This is a genomic window from Candidatus Rhodobacter oscarellae (assembly GCF_001078595.1).
Lineage (GTDB): Bacteria > Pseudomonadota > Alphaproteobacteria > Rhodobacterales > Rhodobacteraceae > Rhodobacter_B > Rhodobacter_B oscarellae.
This window is the reverse complement of record NZ_LFTY01000002.1, coordinates 3596609-3622701: the sequence shown is the minus strand read 5'-3', so window position 1 is coordinate 3622701 and position 26093 is coordinate 3596609. Positions and strand designations below refer to the sequence as shown.

Annotated in this window: 23 protein-coding genes; 16 read left to right on the top strand and 7 right to left on the bottom strand. The window is 63.5% G+C overall.

The window, feature by feature from the left end:
• From betC to AIOL_RS22050, 8 genes are all read left to right on the top strand, one after another.
• A complete protein-coding gene (betC, locus tag AIOL_RS22085; protein WP_049644968.1) occupies positions 1–1518 on the top strand; it encodes a choline-sulfatase in 1518 nt (505 codons plus the stop codon).
• An 801-nt stretch (positions 1519–2319) separates the two neighbouring features.
• Positions 2320–2550 carry a hypothetical protein gene (locus AIOL_RS22080; RefSeq protein ID WP_049644967.1) on the top strand — a complete coding sequence of 77 codons (231 nt, stop codon included), beginning with the start codon at positions 2320–2322 and terminating at the stop codon, positions 2548–2550.
• On the top strand, positions 2547–3185 hold the full coding sequence (locus AIOL_RS22075) for a DUF1826 domain-containing protein (protein WP_049644966.1): 639 nt from the start codon (positions 2547–2549) through the stop codon (positions 3183–3185). The genes AIOL_RS22080 and AIOL_RS22075 overlap by 4 nt, the downstream gene beginning before the upstream one ends.
• Before the next feature lie 359 nt (positions 3186–3544).
• A complete protein-coding gene (gene ugpB / locus AIOL_RS22070) occupies positions 3545–4855 on the top strand; it encodes a sn-glycerol-3-phosphate ABC transporter substrate-binding protein UgpB (protein ID WP_049644965.1) in 1311 nt (436 codons plus the stop codon).
• 60 nt (positions 4856–4915) lie between these two features.
• Positions 4916–5797 (top strand): sn-glycerol-3-phosphate ABC transporter permease UgpA, encoded by an 882-nt coding sequence (gene ugpA / locus AIOL_RS22065; protein WP_049644964.1) that lies wholly within the window; start codon positions 4916–4918, stop codon positions 5795–5797.
• Between the two features lie 17 nt (positions 5798–5814).
• Positions 5815–6651, top strand: coding sequence for a sn-glycerol-3-phosphate ABC transporter permease UgpE (ugpE, locus tag AIOL_RS22060; RefSeq protein ID WP_049645614.1), 837 nt, complete (start codon positions 5815–5817; stop codon positions 6649–6651).
• Positions 6652–7707, top strand: coding sequence for a sn-glycerol-3-phosphate ABC transporter ATP-binding protein UgpC (ugpC, locus tag AIOL_RS22055; protein WP_049644963.1), 1056 nt, complete (start codon positions 6652–6654; stop codon positions 7705–7707).
• Positions 7708–7817: 110 nt separating this feature from the next.
• The gene (locus tag AIOL_RS22050) at positions 7818–8381 is read left to right on the top strand and encodes a L,D-transpeptidase (protein ID WP_049644962.1); all 564 of its coding nucleotides are present in this window, start codon (positions 7818–7820) and stop codon (positions 8379–8381) included.
• Here AIOL_RS22050 and AIOL_RS22045 read toward each other — a convergent pair.
• A complete protein-coding gene (locus tag AIOL_RS22045) occupies positions 8378–10000 on the bottom strand; it encodes a hypothetical protein (RefSeq protein ID WP_152912642.1) in 1623 nt (540 codons plus the stop codon). The genes AIOL_RS22050 and AIOL_RS22045 overlap by 4 nt on opposite strands.
• 77 nt (positions 10001–10077) lie before the next feature.
• Here AIOL_RS22045 and AIOL_RS22040 point away from each other — a divergent pair, with 77 nt between their 5' ends.
• From AIOL_RS22040 to AIOL_RS22025, 4 genes are all read left to right on the top strand, one after another.
• Positions 10078–11388 (top strand): ATPase, encoded by a 1311-nt coding sequence (locus AIOL_RS22040; protein ID WP_049644960.1) that lies wholly within the window; start codon positions 10078–10080, stop codon positions 11386–11388.
• 524 nt (positions 11389–11912) lie between these two features.
• Complete coding sequence (locus AIOL_RS22035; RefSeq protein WP_049644959.1) at positions 11913–14309, top strand: ligase-associated DNA damage response DEXH box helicase; 2397 nt, start codon at positions 11913–11915, stop codon at positions 14307–14309.
• A 248-nt stretch (positions 14310–14557) separates the two neighbouring features.
• Positions 14558–15229, top strand: coding sequence for a ligase-associated DNA damage response endonuclease PdeM (gene pdeM, locus AIOL_RS22030; protein ID WP_049644958.1), 672 nt, complete (start codon positions 14558–14560; stop codon positions 15227–15229).
• Positions 15226–15642: a PaaI family thioesterase gene (locus AIOL_RS22025; RefSeq protein WP_049644957.1), complete on the top strand. Its 417-nt coding sequence runs from the start codon at positions 15226–15228 to the stop codon at positions 15640–15642. Before pdeM ends, AIOL_RS22025 begins: the two co-directional genes overlap by 4 nt.
• Here the strand turns inward: AIOL_RS22025 and AIOL_RS22020 are convergent.
• The 6 genes from AIOL_RS22020 to pal all read right to left on the bottom strand — a co-directional run bounded on the left by AIOL_RS22020 (position 15630) and on the right by pal (position 22115).
• Positions 15630–16769 carry a hypothetical protein gene (locus AIOL_RS22020; RefSeq protein WP_049644956.1) on the bottom strand — a complete coding sequence of 380 codons (1140 nt, stop codon included), beginning with the start codon at positions 16767–16769 and terminating at the stop codon, positions 15630–15632. The two genes, AIOL_RS22025 and AIOL_RS22020, sit on opposite strands and share 13 nt — an antisense overlap.
• Before the next feature lies 1 nt (position 16770).
• Positions 16771–17352, bottom strand: coding sequence for an MOSC domain-containing protein (locus AIOL_RS22015; RefSeq protein ID WP_049644955.1), 582 nt, complete (start codon positions 17350–17352; stop codon positions 16771–16773).
• 143 nt (positions 17353–17495) lie between these two features.
• Complete coding sequence (ftsH, locus tag AIOL_RS22010; protein WP_049644954.1) at positions 17496–19412, bottom strand: ATP-dependent zinc metalloprotease FtsH; 1917 nt, start codon at positions 19410–19412, stop codon at positions 17496–17498.
• A 77-nt stretch (positions 19413–19489) separates the two neighbouring features.
• Complete coding sequence (gene tilS, locus AIOL_RS22005; RefSeq protein WP_049644953.1) at positions 19490–20773, bottom strand: tRNA lysidine(34) synthetase TilS; 1284 nt, start codon at positions 20771–20773, stop codon at positions 19490–19492.
• Positions 20770–21597 (bottom strand): tol-pal system protein YbgF, encoded by an 828-nt coding sequence (ybgF, locus tag AIOL_RS22000; RefSeq protein ID WP_049645613.1) that lies wholly within the window; start codon positions 21595–21597, stop codon positions 20770–20772. Before ybgF ends, tilS begins: the two co-directional genes overlap by 4 nt.
• 11 nt (positions 21598–21608) lie before the next feature.
• Entirely contained in the window at positions 21609–22115 is a 507-nt protein-coding gene (pal, locus tag AIOL_RS21995) for a peptidoglycan-associated lipoprotein Pal (protein ID WP_049644952.1), read from the bottom strand.
• 128 nt (positions 22116–22243) lie between these two features.
• On the opposite strand from pal, the gene AIOL_RS21990 reads away from it, so the two are divergent.
• The 4 genes from AIOL_RS21990 (at position 22244) to AIOL_RS21975 (ending at position 26082) form a co-directional block, all read left to right on the top strand.
• Positions 22244–23470: a cytochrome P450 gene (locus tag AIOL_RS21990; protein ID WP_049645612.1), complete on the top strand. Its 1227-nt coding sequence runs from the start codon at positions 22244–22246 to the stop codon at positions 23468–23470.
• A gap of 62 nt (positions 23471–23532) precedes the next feature.
• Entirely contained in the window at positions 23533–24066 is a 534-nt protein-coding gene (locus AIOL_RS21985; RefSeq protein ID WP_082152735.1) for a VOC family protein, read from the top strand.
• A gap of 389 nt (positions 24067–24455) precedes the next feature.
• Positions 24456–25826, top strand: coding sequence for a bifunctional 3-(3-hydroxy-phenyl)propionate/3-hydroxycinnamic acid hydroxylase (locus AIOL_RS21980; RefSeq protein ID WP_049644950.1), 1371 nt, complete (start codon positions 24456–24458; stop codon positions 25824–25826).
• Positions 25827–25890: 64 nt separating this feature from the next.
• A complete protein-coding gene (locus AIOL_RS21975) occupies positions 25891–26082 on the top strand; it encodes a DUF6324 family protein (RefSeq protein WP_049644949.1) in 192 nt (63 codons plus the stop codon).
• Positions 26083–26093 lie beyond the last annotated feature (11 nt).

The window sequence follows — 26093 nt, the reverse complement described above, 5'->3', positions numbered from 1 at the left end:
ATGAAAAAACCAAACATCCTTTTCATCATGGCCGATCAGATGTCGGCCAAGGCGCTTCCCTTCTATGGCCACCCGGTCGTCAAGGCGCCGGCGCTGTCGCGGCTGGCGGCAGAGGGGGTGGTCTTTGAGAACGCCTATTGCAACTCACCGCTTTGCGGCCCGTCCCGGACCTCGATGATGTCGGGGCTGCTGCCATCCAAGGTGGGCGGCTTTGACAACGCGCATGACTTTTCGGCCGCCATCCCGACGCTGGCGCATTACCTACGCCTTGGCGGCTACCGGACATGCCTGTCGGGCAAGATGCACTTCACCGGGCCTGATCAGCTGCATGGGTACGAGGAGCGGCTGACCACAGACATCTACCCGTCCGATTTCGGATGGACGCCGAACTGGGCCGAACCCGAGGCCAAGGTCACGTTCCAGGACATGACGAATGTCTTGGAGGCGGGCCCCTGCCTGCGCTCGCTGCAGATCGACTACGACGATGAAGTGGCGACCAAGGCCTGCGCGTGGCTCTACGACCGCGCGCGCGATGACAGCGCGCAGCCCGTCATGCTGACGGTGTCCTTCACGTCGCCGCATGATCCATATGTCGCGCGGCCCGAGTTCTGGGACATCTACGCCGAGGACGAGATTGACCTGCCAAAGGTCCCCCCAATCCCGGTTGACGAAATGGACCCCCACAGCGCCCGCATCCATGGGCACTACTCCATTGGGGACGCGGATGTGACCGACGACGTCATCCGGCGCGCGCGCCACGGCTATTACGCCTCGATCGAATATGTGGATTCGAAGGTCGCGGCCTTGATGCAGGTGCTGGAAGAAACCGATCTGGCCAGGGACATGCTGGTCGTTTTCGTCTCCGACCATGGCGACATGATGGGCGAGCGCGGGCTCTACTACAAAAAGTCGTTCTACGAATGGTCAAGCCGCGTGCCGATGATCTTCTGGGCCGGCGATCGGCTAACGCCTGGCCGATGCAGCGAAACCGTATCCCTTCTGGATCTGCTGCCGACATTTGCGCAGCTCGCGGGAACGGCGGATCAGGTGCTTGAGGCCGACGGCGCGTCCCTTTTGCCCTGCCTAAGCGGCGGGTCCCTTGGGCACCGAACCATCCCGGCGGAGTTCCTTTCAGAAGGCGTGTTCGAGCCCGCCTTCATGATGGTTCAGGACCGGCTGAAGCTGCTTTATAGCGAAAGCGACCCGCCCATCCTGTTCGATCTCGGCGCCGACCCGGACGAGCTTAGAAATGTCGCAGGGGATGCGCGCTACGACGCGCCGCTGAACGCGCTGATGGCCGAGGCGCGTGCAACCTGGGACGTGGACGCGCTGTCTGCGCGGATCATCAAGGATCAGAACCGGCGCCGCCTGATTGATCGCAGCCATAAGATCGGCGCGCCGCCGGTTTGGGACTACCAGCCCTTTACCGACGCCTCCAAGCAATATGTGAGGGCCGGCAAATGGACGACCGAGGTCGAGGCGCTGGCACATCTGCCGCCTCATAACGGCACTGAGTAAAGCGCGGCCTGTGAATGCCCACTGGCCCCAAGAGACTCCAGTCGACCAAGAGCCGATCTGCTGGGCGCGATGGAAAAGCTGCGCCTGGACATGAAGAAATCTAGCCAGAAGCGCGACAGAACATCGGCCGCCGTCTCGACGGTGGTCCCGGAGCCAGGGCCTCTCACCCCAAGAAATACGAAAAGCCGCCCCAGGCCGCAGAGGACACTGTTGGCTTGCCGAACCGCAACCAACGTCGCCGCCAGCCCCGCTGGCTGTACCTCGCGAGGCCAAACTCCGGTTTAGAACCCGATACGGTCTGACCGAATAATTACACCGAGTTGCGGGTTTGAGCCCATCTTGATCAATGCTCCGCGACGCACTGACGGCGACCTTCGCGGAAGGAGCAAAATGGACCGCTCTAGTCACCGCCCCAATCGCAGGCGCTGTCAGTCTAATTCTGGCTCCAGAAAGGAAACAAAGTAAGTGAAGCTATCCGCGGACGGGTAGAACAGCGATGCTTCTGCACAGTCTCTATCAGCAGTAAGTCGCAGTACTATTCCCAGACATCTGCACCGATGCAATACTGACGTAATACCGACTTGATACCAACGCCCGGTTTTCCCATAAAACAAGACGCTAACCTCCGATTCGGGCGGCTTGCCCAACGGACTCACCGCACGCCGTGTTAAAGGCTTGGAAAAATGCGCGCGCAATAAGTTGATCGGCCGCAGAGGCGGCGAATTGTGCGTGGCCCGTCCTTAGTCTGTAACTAGTTGATATGTTATAAATTATTTATTCAGATGCCTATCAGGAACGCCTATGCCCGTCGCCCGCCTGCCTTATACTGTGCCCTCTTGCTTGCTGGGCGTGGGGAAGATCGCGCCGCTCAACCGCGCGCCCGAGACCGTGGCACGCGGCCATGCCTCAAACGTTTATCGCGCGCGTCAGCCGTTTTCTCCCCGGATAACCCTGGAGCTCCTGAACGGTAAGCTGCCGCAGGACCTGCCCGACCCGCTCCCCGGCTACCGGCGGGTGGAGGATGCGGTATGACCTCCGACGAAAAGGCACCGCAAGACGCGGTCTTGGGTGTGGGCATCGCCGACACCCCCGCCGAGCTGGGCGCGTTCTTGCATCCGGGCTGTGTGGCGGCCATCTGGCGGCGCCAGACCCCGCGCGACGTACAGATTTGGCTGGACGGGTTGGACCCCCAGGTTCTGCCGCAGGGCAGGGTCACACTGCGGCCCCATGCCGTGGCCGACACGGCGCGGCATCTCTTCGACGAGGCCGGGTTGCCCGCCGGGCCGGAACGAGACTGGCTGCACAATGATGTGGTCACGCTGGCCGATATATTCTCGGGCCTGCTGCCAGCTCGGTTCCTGCGATTGCGGCTGGATGTGGTGACCACCAATGCCTGCAGCAAGTTCCATATCGACGCGATCACATCGCAGCTTGTTTGCACCTATCGCGGCACCGGCACGCAATACGGTATCTCCCATGATGGCAACGATCCCAAGCGGGTCTTTACGGCTCAGACCGGGTCGCCGATCCTGCTGCGCGGCACGCTTTGGCCCACGAAGCCTGTCTCGAATCTGCTGCATCGCTCGCCGCCGATCGAAGGAACCGGCGAGACACGATTGATTCTGGTGCTCGACCCGGTGCCTGCTCTCGAAGACCAATCAACCTGATCGGCCAGATGCTTTACGTAACGTCAGTCCGGTGACAGAATCGGCGGAAAATGCGCCCGACGCGGGCGGTTACGCGCCCCACACCGGCCCCAGAATTCACCAAAAACATTAACGCAACCGATTGCGAGAGACGCTCGCGGCGTCAAGAATATCATTATTTAACATAATGTTACAATGTACCCCCTTGAAATCGCTCGACAAAACGGCGAAACTGTTTGCAGCTTTCTGCGTATCCAACGAACCTGCAGGTCCTAACTCTGTGCAGCCAGTGGGTTTTTTTTGGCGCATTGTCACGTAACGGTTGTTTTTGCGTGCCACAGAGATCGAGTCCGCACAGGACGAAACACTGGGAGAACGAAATGAAACTACAAGTATCCGCATTGGCCTTTGCGTCGTCGCTCATCGCGGCGGACATCGCTGCCGCCCAGACCGAGGTTCAGTTCTGGCACGCCTTCACCGGCCGCCTGGGCGAGCTTGTCGCCGCGCAGGTTGACGAGTTCAACGCCAGCCAGAGCGACTACGTTGTCGTGCAAAGCCACAAGGGCAACTACTCCGAGACGCTGAACGCCGGCATCGCCGCCTTCCGCGCCCAAGAGCAGCCCCATATCCTGATGGTTTTCGAGGTGGGCACCGCCACGATGATGGCCGCCGGTGGCGCGGTCAAGCCGGTCTTTGAGGTGATGGCCGAGAGCGGCGCGACCTTTGACTCCGACGCCTATATCGGCTCGGTCAAGGGTTACTACACCACCACTGAAGGCGATATGCTGTCGCTGCCGTTCAACTCCTCCACACCGGTCCTTTGGGTGAACCGCGACGCGATGTCGGCGGCGGGCGTGGACCCGGACACCGACATGTCCACCTGGGAGCAGGTCGGCGACGTGCTCGACCAGCTGAAGGCCGGCGGCGAGGATTGCCCGCTGGTCACCGCTTGGCAGAGCTGGATCCATCTCGAGAACTTCTCGGCCTATCACGACGTGCCGTTTGCCAGCAAAGACAATGGCTTTGCAGGTCTCGACACCGAGCTGATGCTGAACGGTCCTGCGCAGATCGCGCATCTGAGCGCCATGGGCGAATGGGCCCAGGACGGCAAGTTCATCTACACCGGTCGCCGCAACGAAGGTGGCGCGAACTTCCGCGCGGGCGAATGCGCCCTGTTCACCGAAAGCTCGGCGGGCTACGCGGGCATCAGCTCCGAAGCCAAGTTTGACTTCGAGGTGCGCCCCCTTCCCTATTGGAAAGCCGTGGCCGACGAGCCGCAGAACACCATCATCGGTGGCGCGTCGCTTTGGGTGATGCAGGGGCATGAGGCGGACGAGTACAAGGGCGTGGGCGAGTTCCTGTCGTTCCTGTCGACCTCGAACGTGCAGGCCTCTTGGCACCAGAACACCGGCTACCTGCCGATCACCATCGCGGCGGGCGATCTGACCAAAAGCCAGGGCTTCTATGACAAGAACCCCGGCACGGACATCGCGGTGATCCAGATGACGGCCAAGCAGCCGACGGCGAACTCCAAGGGTCTGCGCCTGGGCTCCTTCGACCAGATCCGCGGGATCATCGACGAAGAGCTTGAGGCGATCTGGGCGGGCGACAAATCCGCCGAGGAAGCCATGAACAGCGCCAAGGAGCGTGGCGACGCGCTGCTGCGCCGCTTCGAAGCCGCCAACCGCTAAGTCTAAAACAATCCCCGCCCCGGGCCAGTCCTGGGGCGGGCACTCCCGCCGGATGACTCAATGGAAAAGCGTGTAACCTTTCGCGGCTGGATGCTGCCGCTGCTGCTGATCGCCCCGCAGGTGCTGATCTCGGCGGTGTTCTTTTTCTATCCAGCGGGCCAGGCGATCTGGCAGTCGCTGTTTATACCCGACCCGTTCGGGCTTTCGGCGCGCTTCGTGGGCCTGGGGAACTTCGAGTTCCTGCTGGGCGACAAGTTTTATCGCGCCGCATTCCTGACCACGGCAGTGTTCTCGATCCTGGTGACGGTCTGCTCGATGGTGCCGGCGCTGTTCCTGGCGGTGCTGGCGGACCGGCTGATCAAGGGCTCGGGCGTCTACCGCACGATGCTGATCTGGCCCTACGCGGTGGCACCCGCCGTGGCCGGCGTGCTGTGGCTCTTCATGTTCAACACGCGCGTGGGCGTTATCAGCTGGTATCTGGGGCAGCTGGGATACGACTGGAACCACGTGCTGAACGGCGGCGAGGCGATGGGCCTCGTGGTCGTGGCCTCGGCCTGGGGGCGCATCAGCTACAACTTCCTGTTCTTCTTCGCGGCTCTGCAATCGGTGCCGCGCTCGGTGATCGAGGCCGCGGCCATCGACGGCGCGCATTTCTGGCGGCGCTTCTTCACCATCGTCCTGCCGCTGATCACTCCCACGGCGTTCTTCCTGCTGGTGGTCAACGTGGTCTACGCGTTCTTTGAGACCTTCGGCGTGATCCACACGATCACCGCGGGCGGGCCGCAGCAGAGCACGACGATCCTGGTCTACAAGGTCTTCGCGGACGGGTTCGTCGGCCAGGACCTGGGGTCCTCCTCGGCGCAGTCGGTGATCCTGCTCTTCGTGGTGGGGCTGCTGACGGTGATCCAGTTCAAGTATATCGAGAAGAGGGTGCATTACTGATGGCCCAGCAATCTGGCATGGTGGAAAAGCGCGGCGCGGGGCTCTGGCTGACCCATGCGTTCATGATCCTGGGCGTGCTTGTGATCTTCTTCCCGATCTGGCTGGCCTTCGTGGCCTCCACGGTCACCCAGCCCGAGATCGTGCAGCCGCCGATGCCGCTCTGGCCCGGCGACCAGTTCATCGAGAACTACACCGCCGCGCTGTTCTCTGGCGTGAACGTGCCGGTGGCGACGATGCTGTTCAACTCGCTGGTGATGGCGGTGGGGATCGCCGTGGGCAAGATCATCATCTCGCTGCTAAGCGCCTTCGCCATCGTCTATTTCCGCTTCCCCTTCCGCAGCACGTTCTTCTGGATGATCTTCCTGACGCTGATGCTGCCGGTCGAGGTGCGCATCGTGCCCACCTTCGAGGTCGTGGCGGGCTTTGGCATGCTCAACAGCTATTCCGGGCTGATCTTCCCGCTGATCGCGTCCGCCACCGCCACGTTCCTGTTCCGGCAGTTCTTTCTGACGATCCCGGACGAGCTGGCCGAGGCGGCTCGCGTGGACGGCGCACGGCCGATGCGGTTCTTCATCGACATCGTCGTGCCGATGAGCCGCACCAATATCGCGGCCTTGTTCGTGATCCTGTTCATATACGGCTGGAACCAATACCTCTGGCCGCTTCTGATCACCACGGACCCAGAGATGAACACCATCGTGATGGGCATCAAGCAGATGTTCCCCTCGGGCGATGACGTGGCCGAGTGGCCGGTGATCATGGCGACCTCGATCCTGGCGATGATCCCGCCGGTGATCGTGGTGGTGTCGATGCAGCGCCTGTTTGTGCGCGGACTTGTGGATAGCGAGAAATAAATGGCGACGGTTACACTCAACCAGATCAAGAAAAACTTTGGCCCCACGGATGTGATCCACGGGATCGACATGGAGATCGCCGATGGCGAGTTCATCGTGATCGTGGGCCCGTCGGGCTGTGGCAAGTCCACGCTTCTGCGCATGGTTGCGGGGCTGGAGACGGTCAGCAATGGAGACGTTCTGATCGGTGGCGCGCGGGCCAATGACAAAGAGCCGATGGACCGCGACATCGCCATGGTGTTTCAGAACTACGCGCTATACCCGCATATGTCGGTGCGCCAGAACATGGGCTACGGGCTGAAGATCGCAGGCCTGCCTAAGGCCGAGATCGAGTCCAAGGTGCAGGCGGCGGCGAAGCTCTTGCAGCTTGAGCCGCTGCTCGATCGCAAGCCCCGGCAGCTCTCCGGCGGCCAGCGCCAGCGCGTCGCCATGGGCCGGGCCATCGTGCGCGAACCCGCCGTGTTCCTGTTTGACGAGCCGCTCTCGAATCTCGACGCCAAGCTGCGCGTGCAGATGCGCCTAGAGATCCGCGAGCTGCAGGAAAAGCTGGGGATCACCTCGCTATACGTCACCCACGACCAGGTCGAGGCGATGACCATGGCCGACCGCATGATCGTGATGAACGCGGGCGTCGCCGAGCAAATCGGCACGCCGCTGGAGGTCTATGAGACGCCGCGCACTCTGTTCGCGGCACAGTTCATCGGCAGCCCCGCGATGAATGTCTATGACGCGCAGGTAGAGGGCGGTGAGGTCAAAATGGGCGATGCCATCATTGGCGCCGCGGTCGGTCCCGATGGTCCTGTCAAATTGGGGATGCGGCCAGAGCATCTCTTCTTGCGCGACGACGGTCCGGTCGAGGCGCAGATCCAGATGTCCGAGCCGCTGGGCGCGAACACGCTGCTGCATGGGCGCCTGACCGCAACAGGCGACGCCATCACGGTCAGCCTGCCCGGCGTGCACGTCACGAACGACAAAGACGCCGTCATGCGGTTCGCGGTGGATCGCGGCAACATCCACCTGTTCGATCAATCTAGCGGTATTCGGCGGGACACCTAAGCCCGCCGAACACCGTCAGCCGCGCCACTGATTTCTGCGCGAGCATGGATTCCCTGACCTCCCCGACTCACACAATATGTGGCATTCTTCCGCCACAATCGGAGCGTATTATGACGAATAGAAGAGATTTCATGGCCATGTTTGGCGCCGCAGCGGCCCTGCCCTCGGTGGCCCTTGCCCGCAAGAATTATGAGATCCCACCCGAGCATATGCCGGTCGAGGTCCGTATTAAGAAGGGGCTCGAACCCGGCGTGATCCATGTCGACCCCAATAGGTTCTACCTCTACTGGACGATGGAGAAACGCAAAGCCATCCGTTATGTTGTGGGTGTTGGGCGCCACGGCCTCTATGAGTCGGGCGAATTCACCATCGGCGCCAAGAAAGAGTGGCCCTCTTGGAAGCCCACCGAGTCGATGATCGAGCGCAACCCGGCCTATAAGGAATTCGAGAACGGCGTGCCCGGCGGCCCGACAAATCCGCTGGGGTCCAGGGCGCTCTATCTCTTCAACGCCAAGGGCGCGGACACCTTCCTGCGCATCCACGGCACCCCGCAGCCTTGGACGCTGGGCCAGGCGGTCTCGAACGGCTGCGCGCGGCTGGCCAACAGCCATATCGAGCACCTCTACCAGATGGTGCCCAAGGGCACCCGCGTGGTGCTATATCCGCAGGCCTAGCGCTTGATTTCGGCTAAGATGTAAAGCCCGTGCCGGTGGACCTCCTCCACCGTAAGCGCTCGCGCTGCAACGGCTTCCAGCGCCTGCTTTCGGATCGCTTCCGAGGCTGGGCAGAGCGGCACCAGCAGGTGCGAGGCGTCCGCAATCCCCGGTAAGCCGCCGTAATACCAGGGCGATCCGCCGACCAGCCGCGGGTTGTCCCCGAAGAGCCAGAGGCTCGAGAAGATGTCGGCGGTGTAGATCTTCGTGTCGCCGAACCCATTCGCCTCCAGGTCTGCGGCAATGACCTCGAACCACGCAATAATCCCCATGCGCAGCTCGCAATCGGGCAGCAGCTCGCCCAAAAATTCGGTCTTCGTCGTCTCTCTGTCGGCCAGCTCAGCCCGGCCCTCTAGCCCCGATCCCGGCCCGTCCAGACCCATGGTTCCGTCCACCCGGTTGGCGCGGACAATGCGACCATGCAAGTCGCGATGTGGTCCGGAGTCCGCCAGTAAAGGCGTGTATTTCTCGGGGTTTACATTCATGTGGCGGAACGGGCTGTAGGCGAGGTTTATGAAGGACGGCGTGGCGAAGGCCAGCGCGGCCACGGCGCTTAGCATCAACGCGCGGCCCAACGGCCAGCCGAACCCGTTCCTCGCCTTCTCATCCACCCGCGGCGCCAAGAGCAGGATCGCCAGCAGGACCAGCCATTGCGGGTCATTTCCGAAGTTCTGGAAAGTCACATAAAAGAACCCGCCCGCCAGCAGCAGCAAAAGCAGCCCCAGATGCGCCTCTCCCGCCTGGCGCAACAGCACCACGCCCAAAAGCACCACCAGCGAGCCGCCCAGATAGGCGGGCGCCCCGATGACGGATTGCAAAGGCATGCCGGGCTGCGAGCGCACCTCAGAGCCCGCTACGGCCAGCAAGTCGCCCAAATAGGCGCCCCAGAACGCGACACCCGCCTCCGCGGTCACCGCCGCCATCACTGCCAGCCCCGCGACCAACGCGCAGATCAGCGCCACCCAGTCCCGGCGCAGCAAGAGCGCGATCAGCACCACCGGCGCGAAGGAGATGAAATAGGTGACCTTGCAGAGCGCCAGGAACGCCATGCCGAGCCCGATGAACCCGCCATCCAGCACCCCGCTGCGCACCACGACGCCCGGCAGCACCGCCAGCACGATCACCACATAGGCCACGGCCCAGGCCCAGCGGTTGTAGTGCATCGAGATCGAGACCAGCAGGTCCCTTTCGCCATGCACCAATGCCAGCGCCAGCACCATCACCGTGAGCCCAAAGAGATAGGCTAAGCCGTTGGGAAAACGCGAGAACGCCGCCCAGACCGTGGGCAGCAGTAAGGCGCAGGCGACCACCACCTGCGCTGATAGGATCGCCTGCCCCACGCCCATCCCTGCGTCCAGGAACCAGACGACAGGTTGGAATGCGGCGATCCCAATCGGTGTCATAAAGTCCAGATGCGGCCATTCGCCGTCGGCCATGCGGAACAGGATCTGCAACAGGTGCAGCGTGTCGCCCTCATGCTTGGCGATGTAGAACCCGCCCTTCATCAGGGCCGCGCCGCCTAAACCGGCGATCACCACCCCGAGGAAAACCAGCAACATAATGGGATTAGGTCTGCTCATGCCTTCGCCCCGTCCTTTTTTTGCCAAATTAGCCTGTCATCGCACGTAAAGCAAAAGAAGAACCGGAGCAGCGACCGATGAACATGCAGGTTGGAGACGTAATGGCGCCGCCGGCGCCCAAGCGCATTGACGAGATGAAGCTCCCCATCGTGGTGATGCGGGACATCTTGCTGAAGACCATGTTCCGCCGAAACCTCGAACAGGTCACAGAATTGTCCAAGGTACTCTGCCTGCCGGTGCCGGTGACGCAGGAGCTGGTTGATCTGTGCCGCACCCAGAAACTGGTGGAAGCAACGGGCACGCTGCACGCCAATTCCGGGGGCGAGATGGGCTATCAGCTGTCGGATGCGGGCAAGGCCCGCGCCTTGGACGCGCTAGCTCAGTCCGAGTATTACGGCGCCCTGCCCGTTCCGCTGGAGGTCTATCAAGAGCAGGTCAAGCGCCAGTCCATCCGTAATATCCACATGAGCCGCGAACAATTGACCGGGGCGATGGGGCATCTGGTGCTGCCGCCCACGCTGATCTCGAACCTTGGCCCCGCGGTGGGCTCGGGCCGCTCGATCTTGATGTATGGCCCTCCGGGCAACGGTAAGTCCTCGATCTCGAACGGCATCCGGGACGCGCTTGGCGACAAGATCTATGTGCCCCGCGCGATCTTCTATTCCGGCCAGGTGATCACGGTGTATGACCCCATCGTGCATACGATCGCCGAGGACTGGGGCGACGCCGAGACCGGCCTGCGCAACACCACCAACAAATTCGACCGCCGCTATGTGCTGTGCGAGCGCCCCACGGTGATCACCGGCGGCGAACTGTCGCTGGAAATGCTCGATCTGGTCTACAACTCCACCTCGCGGACCTATCAGGCGCCCTTGCAGCTAAAATCCACCGGCGGCGTGTTCATCGTGGACGACCTTGGCCGCCAGGCCGAGCCGCCCCAAGCCCTGATCAACCGCTGGATCGTGCCGCTGGAAGAGGGCAAGGACATCCTCGCCCTGCAATCGGGCGAGAAGTTCGAGGTGCCCTTCGACACGCTGGTGATCTTCTCGACCAACTTCCACCCCAACGAGATCTTCGACAAAGCCGCGCTGCGCCGGATCTTCTTTAAGATCAAGATCGACGGGCCGTCGCAGCAGGACTACCTGAAGATCTTCAGCCTGGTGGCCAAGAAGCGCAAGATACCACTCTCAGAGGACGCGCTGTTGCATCTGATCAAAAAGAAATACCCCACGATCAACAACATCTATGCGAACTACCAGCCGATCTTCCTGATCGACCAGATGATCGCGATGTGCGAGTTCGAGGGCATCCCCTATCAGATGACGCCTGAGCTGATCGACCGCGCCTGGGCGAACATGTTCGTCAAGGAAGAGACGATCGTGCATTAGGCGACGCTTGCCGACACCAGACGTGACGGAACCCAAGCAGAGCAACCGCCCGAGCTTGCCTCGGGCAGCGGCCGACCTCCCCCAGGAGGCCGCTTTTGCAACGTAGCAACTTAGTTAAACGCCGGGGGTTTCACAGATCGCTCGCACGACAGGAACGTCGCGCAGGCGTCCTCCAGGTCGGCCGCTGCCTAGGTTGCGCTTGGTTCAAGGGGGAGGCCCCGGATCACGTCCGGCGCGACGGGTTTCAAATCCCTGCTCAAAGCCAATCAGCGATGTGTTCCGGGAAGTCACCCTACCGCCCAAGTCACTCACGCATCAGGCAGCACGCCCGTAGGGTGACCACCAATCGTCTCAGCGTTCTTGCGCCGCCAGAAGTCACGCACCCCATCTCGTCATAGAACGGCACCAGGGCCATCCATCCTCCGTAGACAGAATGCCTGGAACGTAGTAAGAACATCTGATACGCGCAACTGACAGCTTTCCAGGCGGCAGCGCGCGTCTATTGAGGCCCAAAGATATCCAGCATGAGCACGCTTCCCGCGCAGTTTGACGCCTGGTTCGCCCGCCGCGGCTGGTCAGCGCACCCGCACCAGCTGGACATGCTGGACCGCGCGCAGGACCCGGCAACCTTGCTGATTGCGCCCACCGGCGGCGGCAAGACGCTGGCCGGTTTTTTGCCGTCCCTGGTGGAGCTTACGGGGGGGCATCAGGGGCTGCATACGCTTTACGTCTCGCCCTTGAAGGCCCTGGCCGCGGACATCCGCCGCAACCTGCGCAGGCCGGTGGAAGAGGTCGGGCTCGACATCCGCATAGAGGAGCGCACCGGCGACACGCCCGCCCTGCAAAAGAAGCGGCAGCGCGCCGACCCGCCGCATATCCTGCTGACGACACCCGAGAGCCTGGCCCTCCTGACATCCTACGAGGACGCCGCGGTGACATTTGCGGGGCTGCAGCGGGTGATCGTGGATGAAATCCACGCCCTGGCGGAATCGAAGCGGGGCGATCAACTGATGCTGGCCCTGGCGCGGCTGCAGACGCTCAGACCCGAGCTGCGCCGGGTCGGGCTCTCGGCCACTGTCGAGGACCCGGGCAGGATCGCGGGCCTCTTGGCACGCCACCCCGATCCCTGCCACATCCTGCATGCCGATCCCGGACCGGACCCGGACATCCGCATGCTGCAAACCGAGGACCCGCCCCCCTGGTCCGGCGGCGGCGCGAAATACGCCATCCCCGCAGTGCTGGAGGAGGTCAAAAAGCACCGCACCACGCTGATCTTCCACAACACCCGCGCGCAGGCCGAGATCTTCTTTCACAACCTGTGGCTCGCCAATGACGACGCGCTGCCGATTGCGATCCACCACGGCTCGCTGGCGCGCGAGCAGCGCCACAAGGTCGAGGCCGCCATGCTCGCGGGCAAGCTGCGGGCGATCGTCTGCACCGGCACGCTGGATCTGGGCATCGACTGGGGCGATGTGGACCTGATCATCCAGGTCGGTGCGCCCAAGAACGTCAAGCGGCTGATCCAGCGGATCGGGCGGGCGAATCACCGCTATAACGCGCCCTCCAAGGCGATCCTGGTGCCCGCGAACCGGTTCGAGGTGGTGGAATGCGTGGCGGCGCTGGAGGCCGCGCGGGCCCATGAGCTGGATGGCGACCCTGCGGGTCGCGGTCCTCGTGACGTGCTCTGCCAGCAGATCCTCATCGCCGCCGCAGGTGGCGGGTTCCGGGCCGACGATCTCTACGGCGAGATCAGGAGCGTCGGCGCCTATGCCGATCTGAGCCGCGCCGAGTTCGACGCCTGCCTGGATTTCGCCGCCACCGGCGGCTACGCGCTGCGCGCCTATGACCGCTGGCAGCGGCTGGTGGAGGACGAGGAGGGCGTCTGGCGCCTGCGCGACCCCCGCGCCGCCCAGCGCATCCGCCAGAACATCGGCACGATCATGGACAGCGAGTTGGTCAAGGTGCGCATGCGCGGCCACCGCAAGCCCCTGGGCGAGATCGAAGAGGACTTTGCCGCCACCCTGACCCCCGGCGACACCTTCCTGATCGCGGGCCGGGTGGTGCAATACCGCCGCATTCTCGAGCAGGTGGTCGAGGTCACCAAGACCAACAAGCGCAAGCCCAAGGTCGCCGTGTTCGGCGGCACCAAGTTCGCCACCTCCACCCAGCTCTCGCAGCGCATCCTGCGCCTGATGCACCAGCCGATCTGGCCCGAGCTGCCGCAGCACACCGCCGATTGGTTGATGCTGCAGCGCGAGGTCAGCCAAATGCCCACTGCCGACCGCATCCTGGTCGAAAGCTTCCCCCATGACGGGCGGGCCCATACTTGCGTCTACGGCTTCGCCGGGCGCAACGCGATGCAGACGCTGGGGCTATTGCTGACGCAGCGCATGGACCAAGAGGCCTTGATGCCGATGGGCTTTGTCTCGACCGACTACGCGGTGCTGATCTGGGGGCTCGAACAAGTCGCCGACCCCGCGCCCCTGTTCCAGCGCGACGCCCTGCGCGCCGGGTTCGAAACCTGGCTCTCGGGCAATATGGTGATGAAGAAGACCTTCAAGGTCAGCGCCGTGGTCTCGGGCCTGGTGGATCGCAAGGCCGCAGGGCTACGCAAGACCGGGCGGCAGACGGCGTTCTCGACGAACATCCTTTATGACACGTTGCGCAAGTATGACCCCGACCACGTGCTGATGCAGATCACCCGCGAGGAGGCGATGAAGGGCCTCGTGGATTTCGGGCGCATCGAAGAGATGCTGGCGCGCACCCAAGGCCGGGTGGATCACGTGATCCATGACCGTGTGACGCCCCTGGCCGCGCCTCTGCTGTTAGAGGCAGGCCGGGTCACCGTCGACAGCGCCGCGGTGACCGAGAAGCTCCTGGCGGAAGAGGCCGAGAAACTGATGCAAGAGGCGGGGCTCTAGGGCGAGGATTGGCCCGGTACGCCCTTTGGGTGCGCCAAATCTCTTGCAAGAGATTTGCACTTTCCTTGCAAGGAAAGTTGGGCCCGCAAGCGAGCAAGCGGTTACGCATAGAGGACCAATGCGGATCGCGTTGAAGAAACTCTTGCAAGAGTTTCGCAATTTTCTTGCAAGAAAATTGTGTCGCGCCAAGATCTGCGGAAGGCCAAAACAAACTTGCAATCCGCGCGGTTTGCGCTATCGAACATAGCATGAACATCAACCAGATCATGCTCGCGGGCACGGCGCTCGAGGCGCGCGGCTCTGGGGCGCTGCACTGGCCCGAAGAGCGCCTGTTGGCTGTCAGCGATCTGCATCTCGGCAAATCCGAGCGCATCGCGCGCAACGGGGGCGGCTTCCTGCCGCCCTATGAGACCACGGATACATTGGCCCGTCTAGACGCCGAGATCGCCGCAACCTCCCCCCGAACGGTCGTCTGCCTCGGCGACAGTTTTGACGATATGGCCGCGGCGGACGGGCTGACAGACGCGGCAACGGAATGGGTGACCCGGATGATGGCCGGGCGGCGCTGGGTCTGGATTGAGGGCAACCACGACCCCGGCCCAGTGGACCTCGGCGGCACGCATCTGGCCGAGCTGCCGCTTGCGCCGTTGACCTTCCGCCACATCGCGCGGCCCGGCGCCAGCGGCGAGGTCTCGGGCCATTACCACCCTAAGGCCAGCGTGCGCGCGCGCGGGCGCACCGTGTCCCGACCCTGTTTTCTTTATGATAGAGACCGGCTGGTCCTACCCGCGTTCGGAACTTACACGGGCGGCCTGCGCTGTACCGCGCCCGCGCTGCAGACGCTGATGCGCGCCGAGGCGCGCGCGGTCTTGACTGGGCCGCGCCCGACGACCATTCCTATGCCGAGGGTGACCGCATGAGCATAGAGCAAAAGATCCGCGCCAGTTTCGACCGCCAAGCGATGATGGCGACCATTGGGGCCGAGTTGGCCTCGGTGTCCGAGGGCCAGGTAGTGCTGCGGGCGCCGATCCTCGAAAGCGTGACCCAGCAGCATGGCTTCGCCCATGCGGCGGTGTCCTTTGCGCTGGGCGACAGCGCGGCGGGCTATGCGGCGCTTTCGGTGATGCCCGAGGACGCAGAGGTGCTGACGGCGGAGATGAAGATCAACCTGCTGGCCCCGGCAGCGGGGGACCGGCTAGAGGCCACGGGCCATGTGATCCGCGCGGGCCGCAAGCTCGTTGTGGTCGGGGCGAGCGTCGTGGCCTTCGACGGCGGCAAAGCGCGTGACGTGGCGGTGCTGCAGGGCACCATGGTGCCCTTCTACCCGTCCTGATCCGGCACGCGCAGCTCAAACTCCCGCGCGGCGACAATAACCCCGTTCACCTGGACCGAGACCGTCTGTTCGCCCGGATAGTGGCGCCTGGTCGTGACCGGCTTGAGCGGCAGCGATTTGGTCAATTGCGTGGGCTCGCCTGGGGGCAGCTCGGTCTCTGTCCACTTGAAGACCTTTGGCGCGGTCTGCCCGTTCGCCTTGCGGAACCCCAGCACCAGGTCGACTAGCACCGGCAGCGGCCCCGCCCCCTTGTGTGTGAGCGCCAGCGAGACCTCCAGTGACTCGCCCAGGGTGATGGCGGCTGGCGAAACGTTCAGATCAGCCGCCAGATCACCCGGCGCGGCATAGCCAAACACCGCCAGCGTGTCCGGGTCGCCCGCCTTGATCAGGCTGCGGCAGGCATGCTTGACCAGCCTGCGGCGTGGCCCGGACGCGTCCCTCATCCAGCGCGCGGCGATGCCCGTCACCACAGAGGGGTGATCCTTGGCGATGTCATTTAGATTATTGGCGACGGAACGGCGCACATATTCCGACGGGTCGTCCTTGAGCGCCGCCAGGATTGGCAGCACCGGCGCCGGGTCGCGCACGAAATCCTGCAAGCGGATGCCCCAGGGCAGGCGCGGGCGGCTGCCCTCGCTGGCGAGGCGACGCACATGGTGATTGGGATCGCGCGCCCAGCCCGCGGCGGTTTCGAGCGTCAGTTCGGGGTGGTCGCGAAAGAACGGGCGCACGGCGAACTCCGCCGAGAAGCGCTTGGTCATCTCTGCAAGGAAGCCGAGGCAGGCCTCGGGATGCTCCAGCCCATCCTCGGCGACGTAATTGCCAACGGGCACCAGGGACCAGCCGCGCAGGCCCGCCGCGTCCGGCGGGCCGCCGTCGATCCCCTCCTGGAGATCCGGGTGAAGGAGCCCCGTCAAGGGAGCCAAGGCCCCGGGCAACGCAAGAGGCATCGCGGCGCGCAGCGCCGCCGCGATTTGCGCCGAGCGCTCCATCATCTCTAGATCGTCCAGCCCGGAAAGCGCCTGTGCCTCGAACGCCGCGCGGTCGAACCCATCGATCCGCGCAAGCACCGCGCCCATCGCGCGGATCACGTCGGCGCTGAAGAGGTTCTTGAGCGGCTCGGCCACCTTACGCAGGCGCCCAGGCGCGTTGCGTCGGCACGAATAGCCGCACCTGGTCACCGACGCTCAGCGGTCCGGGCCGCTCCACCCAGGCGGTGACGCCGCGCCGATCCTTTGCGGCGGCCTTGAAGGCCTTGCCATGGCCGGGGCGGTCCGCCTCTATCTCCTTGCCCGGAAAGTGGCAGGGCGCGTTCTCGAGGTCGATGGTGATCGTGGTGCCGTTGGGCGTTTGCAAGCGGCTGCCCGGCGGCACGTGGGTCCAGTCTGGGATGCCCTCGACCACGATGGAGGCGCCCAACCATTCCGGGTTCAGCGCCTCAACGCCGATCTCGGCGGCGATCTGGGCGTTCTCCTCGGCCGACAGGATCGACAGCTGGCGCGTGTTTCGGATCTCGGTGCCCTTGGGATGCAGCATGGTGACCCGCACGCAGGAGGCGCGTGTGGTTCCGGAATGCAGCTCGCCTTCGATGCCTTCGAAGCCGGCCACGACCTCGTCCGCCTGCCCCGAACGAACGCCTGTGACGTCCGGCGGCACGATGCCGAGCCAGGCGATCTTTGCCTCATGTTTTGTTTCGACCAGGCAACCCATGGCGCGCTCCTTCTTTGGGATTCCGCCTTAGGTTACGGCTGGGCCGCCCAGGACCTCAACCCGAAAGCTGCGGTCTGCGTGACATGGCACGAAAAAGCCCCGCACTTGTCGGGGCTTTTTGTGGTGCTTCAAACCGGCTTTGATCACGCCGGATCAGGCTCCATTCCGCCGTCATCCAACGGCTTGGCGCGCGGCTTGGTCTTGGGGATCGCCGTTACGCTAGGCGCGCTGCCCTGGTCGTCGTCATCGGCATCGTCGTCGCCTACGACAGGCGGCTCACCGCGGATGACGCGCTTGATCTCTTCGCCGGTCAGCGTTTCGTACTCAAGCAGACCCTCCGCCAAGCGTTCCCATTCCTCTTTCTCGTCGGAAAGGATCTTGAACGCGGTCTCATACGCTTCTTGAATGATGCGTTTGACCTCTTCCTCGATCATCTCCTTGGTCGCGGCAGAGACCGAGAAGCCCGCGGTCTGACCCGAATAGCCCTCATGCGCCTCGGCATAGTCGATGTTGCCGACCTTGTCGGACATCCCCCAGCGCAGCACCATCGCGCGCGCCAAGGCTGACGCCTGCTGGATATCGCCCGCGGGACCGTTCGAGACGTCGTCCTCGCCGTATTTGAGGATCTCAGCGGCTTTGCCCGCCATGGTCATCGCCAGCTTCTCTTCGCATTCCGACTTGTGCCAGTTCAGCCGGTCGATCTCGGGCAGCGAGACGACCATGCCAAGCGCGCCGCCGCGCGGAATGATCGTGGCCTTATAGACCGGGTCACATTTCGGCAGCTTCAGCCCGACGATGGCGTGACCTGCCTCATGATAGGCCGTCTTTTCCTTTTGGTCGTCCGTCAGCACCATCGAGCGCCGCTCGGCCCCCATCATGACCTTGTCCTTGGCCTGCTCGAAATCCTCCATCGTCACGAACCGCCGCCCGATGCGCGCGGCCATCAGCGCGGCCTCATTCACCAGGTTGGCCAGGTCCGCGCCGGAGAAGCCGGGGGAGCCACGCGCGATGATGCGCAGATCAACGTCGGGACCCAGCGGCACCTTGCGGGCATGCACGCCCAGGATCTTCTCGCGGCCCTTGATGTCGGGGTTCGGCACCTGCACCTGGCGGTCGAACCGGCCAGGGCGCAGCAACGCGGGGTCCAGGACATCCTTACGGTTGGTGGCCGCGACGATGATCACGCCCTCATTGGCCTCGAACCCGTCCATCTCGACCAGCAGCTGGTTCAGCGTCTGCTCGCGCTCGTCATTGCCGCCGCCATAGCCCGCGCCACGGTGGCGGCCCACGGCGTCGATCTCGTCGATGAACACGATGCAGGGCGCGTTCTTCTTGGCCTGCTCGAACATGTCGCGCACGCGGCTGGCGCCGACGCCCACGAACATCTCGACGAAGTCAGAGCCGGAAATGGTGAAGAAGGGCACGCCCGCCTCGCCCGCGATCGCGCGCGCCAGCAGCGTCTTACCGGTGCCCGGAGGGCCCACCAGCAGCGCGCCCTTGGGGATCTTGCCGCCCAGGCGGCTGAACTTCTGCGGGTTACGCAGGAATTCCACGATCTCTTCGAGCTCTTCCTTGGCCTCGTCGATGCCAGCGACATCGTCAAAGGTCACCCGGCCATGCTTTTCGGTCAGAAGCTTTGCGCGGGACTTGCCAAAGCCCATCGCGCCGCCGCGGCCCCCGCCTTGCATGCGGTTCATGAAATAGATCCAGACACCGATCAGAATGATGAACGGCAAGAATGTCATCAAAATCGTGGTGAAATTGGATTGCTCCTGCGGGCTGGCCTTAAAGTCCACATTATTGTCGATCAGCGTGGTTGTGACGTCCGTATCCGGAGGCACAATTGTGACGGCACGACCGCCGCCAGCGCTGATGAATTCCACCCGCTCGCCGTCTATGACGGCCTCGGTCACTTGGCCGTTCTCGACCTGCTCGACGAAATCCGAATAGGCGACATCGCTCGACCCCAGACCGGACTGGTTGTTGCCGAAGACGTTAAAGAGCGCCAGGATGAGCAGGAAAAGGACGACCCAAAAGGCGATGTTTCGCGCGTTGCCCAAGGTGTTCTCCTCATGAATTGGGATCCGGCGGGGCGGTGCCGGAGGTTCCCCCTAAGATAAGCGTTCAGCGCCGAGGTTCAACGGCGGATCAGCCAAGCGGCGAAATCGTCGCGGGATTCGACGAGTTTCGCACGCCAACCGTTAAGATATCCTGCGATTGGGGCGGAAATAAGCTCCGCCCCGCGCCAAACGCCCGGCGAGGACAGCAGCGAGACCCGCGGCATGCCGGAATCCCGCCAGTCTGTAACCTGCCGCAGGCCGTCTTCGCCCAGCGCGCGGATCTCCAGATCGGGCGCGTGCGGCCCCTCAAGCACCCAGCGCCCGTCCCAGATCTCATCGGTGCGCGCGGTCAGGTCCTTCACCGCGTTATGTTCGCGGGTGATGCGCAGTTTTTGATTCAAAATGCCGTTTGATGCGTCCAACCGAAGAAGGCAGCCGGACAGCGTATGGGTATCAGCCTGGATGAAGGCGGCATCCATCGACACCAGCGCCGAATAGCGCACGGGGTGGTCTGCGCCCGAGACCCATTGGATGGCCTGCACCAGCAACCGGCGTTCGATCTCTTGCGGGACCGGGAGCTTCGGTGACCGGGTCAGAATGAGGTCACCGGATTCTTCCTGTACCAAGGTGCCCGCCTCTTGCCGCATGTAGTGATCCAGCGCCCATTTGGCCATGGCGGCGTTGTGGGCGACCGCGCCCAGCCTTTCCGCGTCGATCCCCAACGGAGCAAGCATGGCGAGAACATTGCGCGCCTTGACCCGATCGAACCGTTCGTCAGTGTTGCTGGGGTCCTCGACCCAGCCGAGATTATTCCTCTGCAAACAGGCTCGCAAATCCTGACGGCTAAAGCTTAGAAGGGGGCGCTCGAACCGCACCCCATCTTGTTCGAACGAGCGGCTCATGCCAGCCAGTCCGTCGACGCCTGCGGATCGCGCCAATTTCATCAAGACAGTTTCGGCTTGGTCGTCCACCGTATGGCCCAGAGCCACATGCGCAATGTTATGCGCGTGGGCCCATTCAGCAATCAGGCGGTAGCGCGCACGGCGGGCTTGGTCCTGCAGGTTGCCGGTTATGTCGCCATGCTCCCAAGACAGGGTTGTGTGCGGCACGCCCAAATCCGCGCAGGTTTTTGCGACAAAAACGGCCTCTTCCGCGGCTTCGGGGCGCAGCTTGTGATCCACGGTGACCGCGTGGATATCCACGCTTCTCGTTTGCGCGGCACGCACGAACAGCAGCAAAGTCGCCATGCTATCGCTGCCACCAGAGACTGCGACCCCGATCCGTTTGGGCTGGTCCCACAGAAACGCGGATTCCGCAAAGTGAAGAAGGAAATCGTCTGGAACTGCCGCGTCTTCGCTCACGAGCACCCAAGTCGGGCGCGTTCCGCCTCGGCATCCACCACCCGCAGCGAGCCGGGAAAGCGCGAGGCCACCTCGGCCAGCGTTACGCAGGCCTCTTCCTGCTGCCCAAGCTGCCCCAGCGAGGTGCCCAGACCCACCAGCGCGTCCGCCGCCATGCGCCCGTTGGGTGCGCCCGAGAAACTGGCCAGATAGGCACGGGCAGCGTTTGGCGTGTCGCCCAGTCCGGTCAACGCCTCACCGCGGAAGAAATTCGCCTCGGGTGTCAATGCCCCGCCGGGGTAGTTGTCGACCACATCGGTCAACAAGGTCACCGCGGTGGTGAAATCGCCCTCGTCCAACGCTGAAAGCCCTGCCTCGAAATCGGCCTGCTCGCCCACGGCGAACTCGGTGGTGTCGCCTGTGACGGTGGCCAAAGCCGTGGTGCTATCCGCAGTGGAGGGCACGGCGGCATCGCCGCCCAGGGTCGGGGTGTCTCGCAGAGTGGCGATGTCGCAACCAGGCTCCAGCTCGCACAGCCGAAACTCAAGGTCGCCGACACGATTGGTGCCGTCTTTGACGACCCGGTCGATGCGGAACTGTAGCTCTTCTGTGCGCGCCGTCAGCCGCTGCAGCGCGCCCTCGATCAGGTCGATACGCTGCAGCGTGTCCCCGCCCACGGCAAGAGAGACGCCGCCGGTGGTCGACAGCTCGCGCCTAAGGGACTGGATCTGCACGAAAAGCGCCGAGAGCTCCTGGCGGATATCCGCCAGTGTTTCGTCCTGCGCCACGGCCGTGACCGGCGCGGTCAGGGAAAGCGCAAGCAGGGCCGGGACATACCAACGCATAATCGCCACCCTTAGCTTGTCAGACCAGAGGCCAACACCGTCACCGCGCGACGGTTCTTGGCATAGCAGGTCTCGTCAGAGCAGATCTCCAGCGGGCGTTCCTTGCCATAGGTCACGGTGCGCAGCCGGTTGGCGGCCACGCCTTGGCTGATCAGGTATTGCTGCACCGCGCTGGCGCGACGGGCGCCCAGGGCGAGGTTGTACTCACGCGTACCTTGCTCGTCCGCGTGGCCCTCGATCTGAACCGTGAAGCCGCCATTGTTCAATAACCACTGGGCCTGCCCAGCCAGGACGTTGCGCGCGTCCGCGTTCAGGGTGCTTTGATCCACCTCAAAAAGCACGCGGTCGCCGATGATTTCCGTGAAATAGGCAGGCGTTGCCGGATCAAAAGAAGCGCTGGCGCTCGAGCCAGAAGCGTTCAGGTCTACCCGGTTTTCAGATCCGAATTGGCTTGGGTTGGTGCAAGCGGCCAGGGCCAGCCCAGCGACCAGTAAGAGGGATTTGTTATAGAAGGTCATTTTTGTTGCCTTTGACCATATTGTTGCTCGATTGCTTACAGTTTAGCAGGTTCTATTGCGCTTGGGAACGCACAGTCTCGTTGGAGATACAGCTTGACACGCGCGCGCGCAGCCGCTGCAACTTGGGCATGGACGCGACGCCCAATTTCGAGCCAGCGGAATTCGACCTGCTGAACGTGCCTGCGGGCTATCTGGACGATCCCTACCCCTATTTGGCCACGCTTCGGACGCAGGCGCCAGTGCACCGCAACCCAGATGGCACCTATGTGCTGACCCGCTACGCCGACATCGCGCAGGTCTATCGTGACCCCGCGGTCTGGTCGTCGGATAAAAAGGCGGACTTCGCGCCAAAATTCGGACCCGGCGCGCCGCTTTACGAGCACCATACCACCTCGGTCGTGTTCACCGACCCGCCGGACCACACCCGCATCCGCAAGCTCTTTCAATTCGCCTTCACGCGGCGGGCGCTCGCAGCGTTCGAAGAACGCATCGCCGCGCTGGTGGATGGCTATCTCGACCAGCTTGCCGATCAGGGCGGGATGGAATTGGTCGAGGGGTTCTCGTTCAAGCTGCCCATCGAGGTGGTCTGCGACATGCTCGGCGTGCCCGGACAGGACCGGATGCTGATCCGCGACTGGGCGCTTGCCATCCTAACGGCGCTTGAGCCGAAGCTGACGCCGGCGCAGCTAGATGCGGGCAACCGCGCCGTTGTGGAGTTCAAGGATTACCTGCGCGGGCTGATCCGACACCGGCGCGCGCATCCCAACGAGGCGCAGCCCACCGAGGTCCTGACCGTCATGGCCGACGCCGAGGCAGACGGCGAGCGGCTTTCCGAGCTAGAGCTTCTGCACGCCTGCATCTTCATGCTGAACGCCGGGCATGAGACCTCCACCAATATGATCAGCCACGGGGTGCACGAGATGCTGCGCCACCCTGATCAGATCGCGCGGCTGCGCGCCGACCCGGGCCTGATCGAGCCGATGGTCGAGGAGGTGCTGCGCTATCAAGCGCCGATCCAGATCAACAACCGCCGCTCAGTCGCGGAGGCCCGGCTGGGCGACGTCACTCTAAAGGCGGGCAGTTCGGTGCACATGATCGTCGCCGCGGCGAACCGAGATCCCGCCCAGTTCGCGCAGCCCGACCGTTTCGACATCACGCGTCGCCCCAACAGGCATTTTTCCTTTGGGCTTGGCATCCACATCTGCGCGGGCAACGCGCTGGCCCGCTTGGAGGCCGCGATCGCATTCCAGAAGCTCTTTGATCGCTTCCCCAGGCTGTCGCTTGAGGCACCCGCCAAAATCGCTCCCCGGCTGCGGTTTCGCGAGGTCTCGGCGCTTCATGTGCGAACAGCTTGACCCGATGGGCTTCTTCTCATCACAAATACGCAGCCCAACCGCCCCGTCAGGAGCATAGTGAAATGTACCCCAAATGCATGCAGCACGTGGCCATCGAGGTCCGCGACCCGGAACGCTCTATCGCGTGGTACCGCGAGGTCCTGGGCTTTAAACTGACCGAGCGCCACCCGGCGCACGAGCACCCGGACATCCCGGTGGAGCTGACATTCATGCGGTTGGGCGAGGTACATCACGAGATCGTCCTGGTGCACAACCCACACAAGGAAAGCACCCGGAAACCCTTGCCGCAGGAAGACCGGGCCGGGCCAGTGAATTTCCACCATTTTGCCCTGGAATGCGACAATCGCGAAGAGTGGATCGCCTTCGTGGCCCGCGTCGAGGCCATGGACGTCGAAATCGTGCGCGGACCGGTCCTGCATTCCTTCACTCAGGCGCGCGGTGACGGGTCCTGGGGCGAGAACGAGGCCGTCTATATCCTGGACCCCGACGGGCACCGGATCGAGATTTTTTGCGATCTTGCCTTGATTGATCCAGACGGCACCCATCGCAGCGTCTATGGGGATCGGTTGGAAGGCACGCGAACCGAGGAACTTTAGCGGTCGGCGGCAAATTAGCGCGCGACACGTGAAATCGGGCAACCGCCAGAAATTTTTAAAATTTCTGCGGTAGTTCCCCCGTCCACCCGCCCCTATCATCGGCCGATTCGAGCGAACAAATAATGAACTTTTTAGCGCGGGGCTGGTGGGCCTACTCCCGCAAACTCAATCCACTCTGATGACATGTGCTTTCCTCCAGATTTCATGACGCGGCCGAACCGGCGCAGCCCCCTAGCCCCAGCGGCCTGCATGGCGGCAATGGCCCTAACCTAACTTCGATTCTGGTTTATATTCAGTAAACACCCACGGAGATGTTTCCCCTCCATGAAAAGTGCCCCTAGAGTGACGCCAGGGCCGCCAAGCCGAACAGAAACCACCGGACGGGGTATATGGACACAGATGTTGCAGTGATCGGTGGCGGGCCGGTGGGTTTGACGCTCGCCAATCTGCTGGGCCGCCGCGGTGCATCCGTCCTGGTTCTCGAAAAGCAGCCTGAACCTTACCCAATGCCGCGCGCGATCCATTTCGACGGCGAGGTGATGCGTGTTTTTCAGGCCGCGGGGGTGGCCCAGGCCGTCCTGCCGCACACGCATGTCGGCAAGGGGATGCTGTTTCAGAACGGTGCGGGCGAGACTTTGGTGGACTGGTCCCGCGCGCAAGAGATCGGGCCGATGGGCTGGTACGAAAGCTACCGCTTCTTTCAACCTGGGCTGGAGGCGGCGCTGCGCGACGCGCTGGTGGATTACCCAAACGTGCGCCTCGTCACCGGCGCCGAGGTCATCCGGCTGTCGCAATCGGGCGATGCGGTCACGCTCACCCTCGGCTCTGGCACGCAGCACCGGGCGCGCTTTGCGATCGGCGCCGACGGCACCGGCTCCGTCACCCGGCAGGCGCTTGGCATTGCGCTGGAGGATCTGGGATTTCAAGAGCGCTGGCTGGTGGTCGATCTGCGTCTGACCCGTCCGCGCGACGACCTTGGCGATTACTCGATCCAGTTCTGCGATCCTGAGGCGCCCGGGACCTATGTGCGCGGGGTGGGCAACTGGCGCCGGTGGGAGCTTCGGCTTAGCGACGGCGACCCCGACCCAATGCCCGAAGAGATGATCTGGCAGCGGCTCAGGCGTTGGATCACGCCGCGGGATGCCGTGCTGGAGCGCGGCGCGATCTACACCTTCCGCTCTCGGATCGCAGAGCATTGGGAGCAAGGCCGCATCCTGTTGGCCGGAGACGCCGCACACCAGATGCCGCCCTTTATGGGCCAGGGCATGTGCGCGGGCATACGCGACGCGGCGAACCTGTGGTGGAAGCTCCTGGCGGTGCTGCGTGGCGCGGACCAGGCGCTGCTGGGGACGTACGGCCCGGAGCGCGCGGCCAATGTGCGTGCCTTCATTGAAAAGTCCGTCGCCCTTGGTCGCTTGATCAACCAGACCGCCGCGGGGCTGATCCCGCAGGGGCAGATGAGGTCAATCTGGCCGGATCTCGGCCCGGGCCTTGGTCCCAGGGACGGGATCGGCGGGTCACTGGCACCGCAGGTGCTCACCCCCAACGGCAAGGCTGATGACGCAGCGGGGCACCGCTTCTACGCGCTCGGCGCCGGGGCGGCCGCGGGGACGCTCCCCAAATTCGACGGCGCCGAGGACTGGCTGGCCGAGCACGCCTGCAAGGGCGCGATCATCCGCCCGGACGGCTACGCTCTCGGCCCGGCCAGTGACCCAGAGCTTGTCACGCTGGCCGAGCAGCTCAACCAACATCTGGCCTAAGAGCTTGCCATGCGCGTGCGGCTCCGCTACCCCGCAAGCCGCGCAATCGGCAAAGGCTCAACCCATGGGCATCAACTCTGAATCCGACATCGAGGCCAATCTGCAGATCGGCCCCACGAATGAGGGCATGGTGCGGCTATACGTCGAGGGCGGCGGCGCGCAGATCCCGATGGATTTCGATCCAGAAGAGGCCGAAGAGATCGCCGAAGAGATCCGAGCCGCCGCGGCCAGCGCCCGCGCGATGCAGAAGAAATAGCAATCTGCCGG

Excerpts from the sequence above, each read along its gene's own strand:
- betC (WP_049644968.1), top strand. The coding sequence starts at position 1 with ATGAAAAAACCAAACATCCTTTTCATCATGGCCGATCAGATGTCGGCC.
- ybgF (WP_049645613.1), bottom strand. The coding sequence starts at position 21,597 with ATGCGTTGGTATGTCCCGGCCCTGCTTGCGCTTTCCCTGACCGCGCCG.
- AIOL_RS21975 (WP_049644949.1), top strand. The coding sequence starts at position 25,891 with ATGGGCATCAACTCTGAATCCGACATCGAGGCCAATCTGCAGATCGGC.
- ugpC (WP_049644963.1), top strand. The coding sequence starts at position 6,652 with ATGGCGACGGTTACACTCAACCAGATCAAGAAAAACTTTGGCCCCACG.
- AIOL_RS22050 (WP_049644962.1), top strand. The coding sequence starts at position 7,818 with ATGACGAATAGAAGAGATTTCATGGCCATGTTTGGCGCCGCAGCGGCC.
- ugpE (WP_049645614.1), top strand. The coding sequence starts at position 5,815 with ATGGTGGAAAAGCGCGGCGCGGGGCTCTGGCTGACCCATGCGTTCATG.
- AIOL_RS22080 (WP_049644967.1), top strand. The coding sequence starts at position 2,320 with ATGCCCGTCGCCCGCCTGCCTTATACTGTGCCCTCTTGCTTGCTGGGC.
- AIOL_RS21990 (WP_049645612.1), top strand. The coding sequence starts at position 22,244 with ATGGACGCGACGCCCAATTTCGAGCCAGCGGAATTCGACCTGCTGAAC.
- ugpB (WP_049644965.1), top strand. The coding sequence starts at position 3,545 with ATGAAACTACAAGTATCCGCATTGGCCTTTGCGTCGTCGCTCATCGCG.
- AIOL_RS22015 (WP_049644955.1), bottom strand. The coding sequence starts at position 17,352 with ATGGGTTGCCTGGTCGAAACAAAACATGAGGCAAAGATCGCCTGGCTC.
- AIOL_RS22040 (WP_049644960.1), top strand. The coding sequence starts at position 10,078 with ATGAACATGCAGGTTGGAGACGTAATGGCGCCGCCGGCGCCCAAGCGC.
- AIOL_RS22035 (WP_049644959.1), top strand. The coding sequence starts at position 11,913 with ATGAGCACGCTTCCCGCGCAGTTTGACGCCTGGTTCGCCCGCCGCGGC.
- pal (WP_049644952.1), bottom strand. The coding sequence starts at position 22,115 with ATGACCTTCTATAACAAATCCCTCTTACTGGTCGCTGGGCTGGCCCTG.
- AIOL_RS22075 (WP_049644966.1), top strand. The coding sequence starts at position 2,547 with ATGACCTCCGACGAAAAGGCACCGCAAGACGCGGTCTTGGGTGTGGGC.
- ugpA (WP_049644964.1), top strand. The coding sequence starts at position 4,916 with ATGGAAAAGCGTGTAACCTTTCGCGGCTGGATGCTGCCGCTGCTGCTG.
- AIOL_RS21980 (WP_049644950.1), top strand. The coding sequence starts at position 24,456 with ATGGACACAGATGTTGCAGTGATCGGTGGCGGGCCGGTGGGTTTGACG.
- pdeM (WP_049644958.1), top strand. The coding sequence starts at position 14,558 with ATGAACATCAACCAGATCATGCTCGCGGGCACGGCGCTCGAGGCGCGC.
- AIOL_RS22045 (WP_152912642.1), bottom strand. The coding sequence starts at position 10,000 with ATGAGCAGACCTAATCCCATTATGTTGCTGGTTTTCCTCGGGGTGGTG.
- AIOL_RS21985 (WP_082152735.1), top strand. The coding sequence starts at position 23,533 with ATGTACCCCAAATGCATGCAGCACGTGGCCATCGAGGTCCGCGACCCG.
- AIOL_RS22025 (WP_049644957.1), top strand. The coding sequence starts at position 15,226 with ATGAGCATAGAGCAAAAGATCCGCGCCAGTTTCGACCGCCAAGCGATG.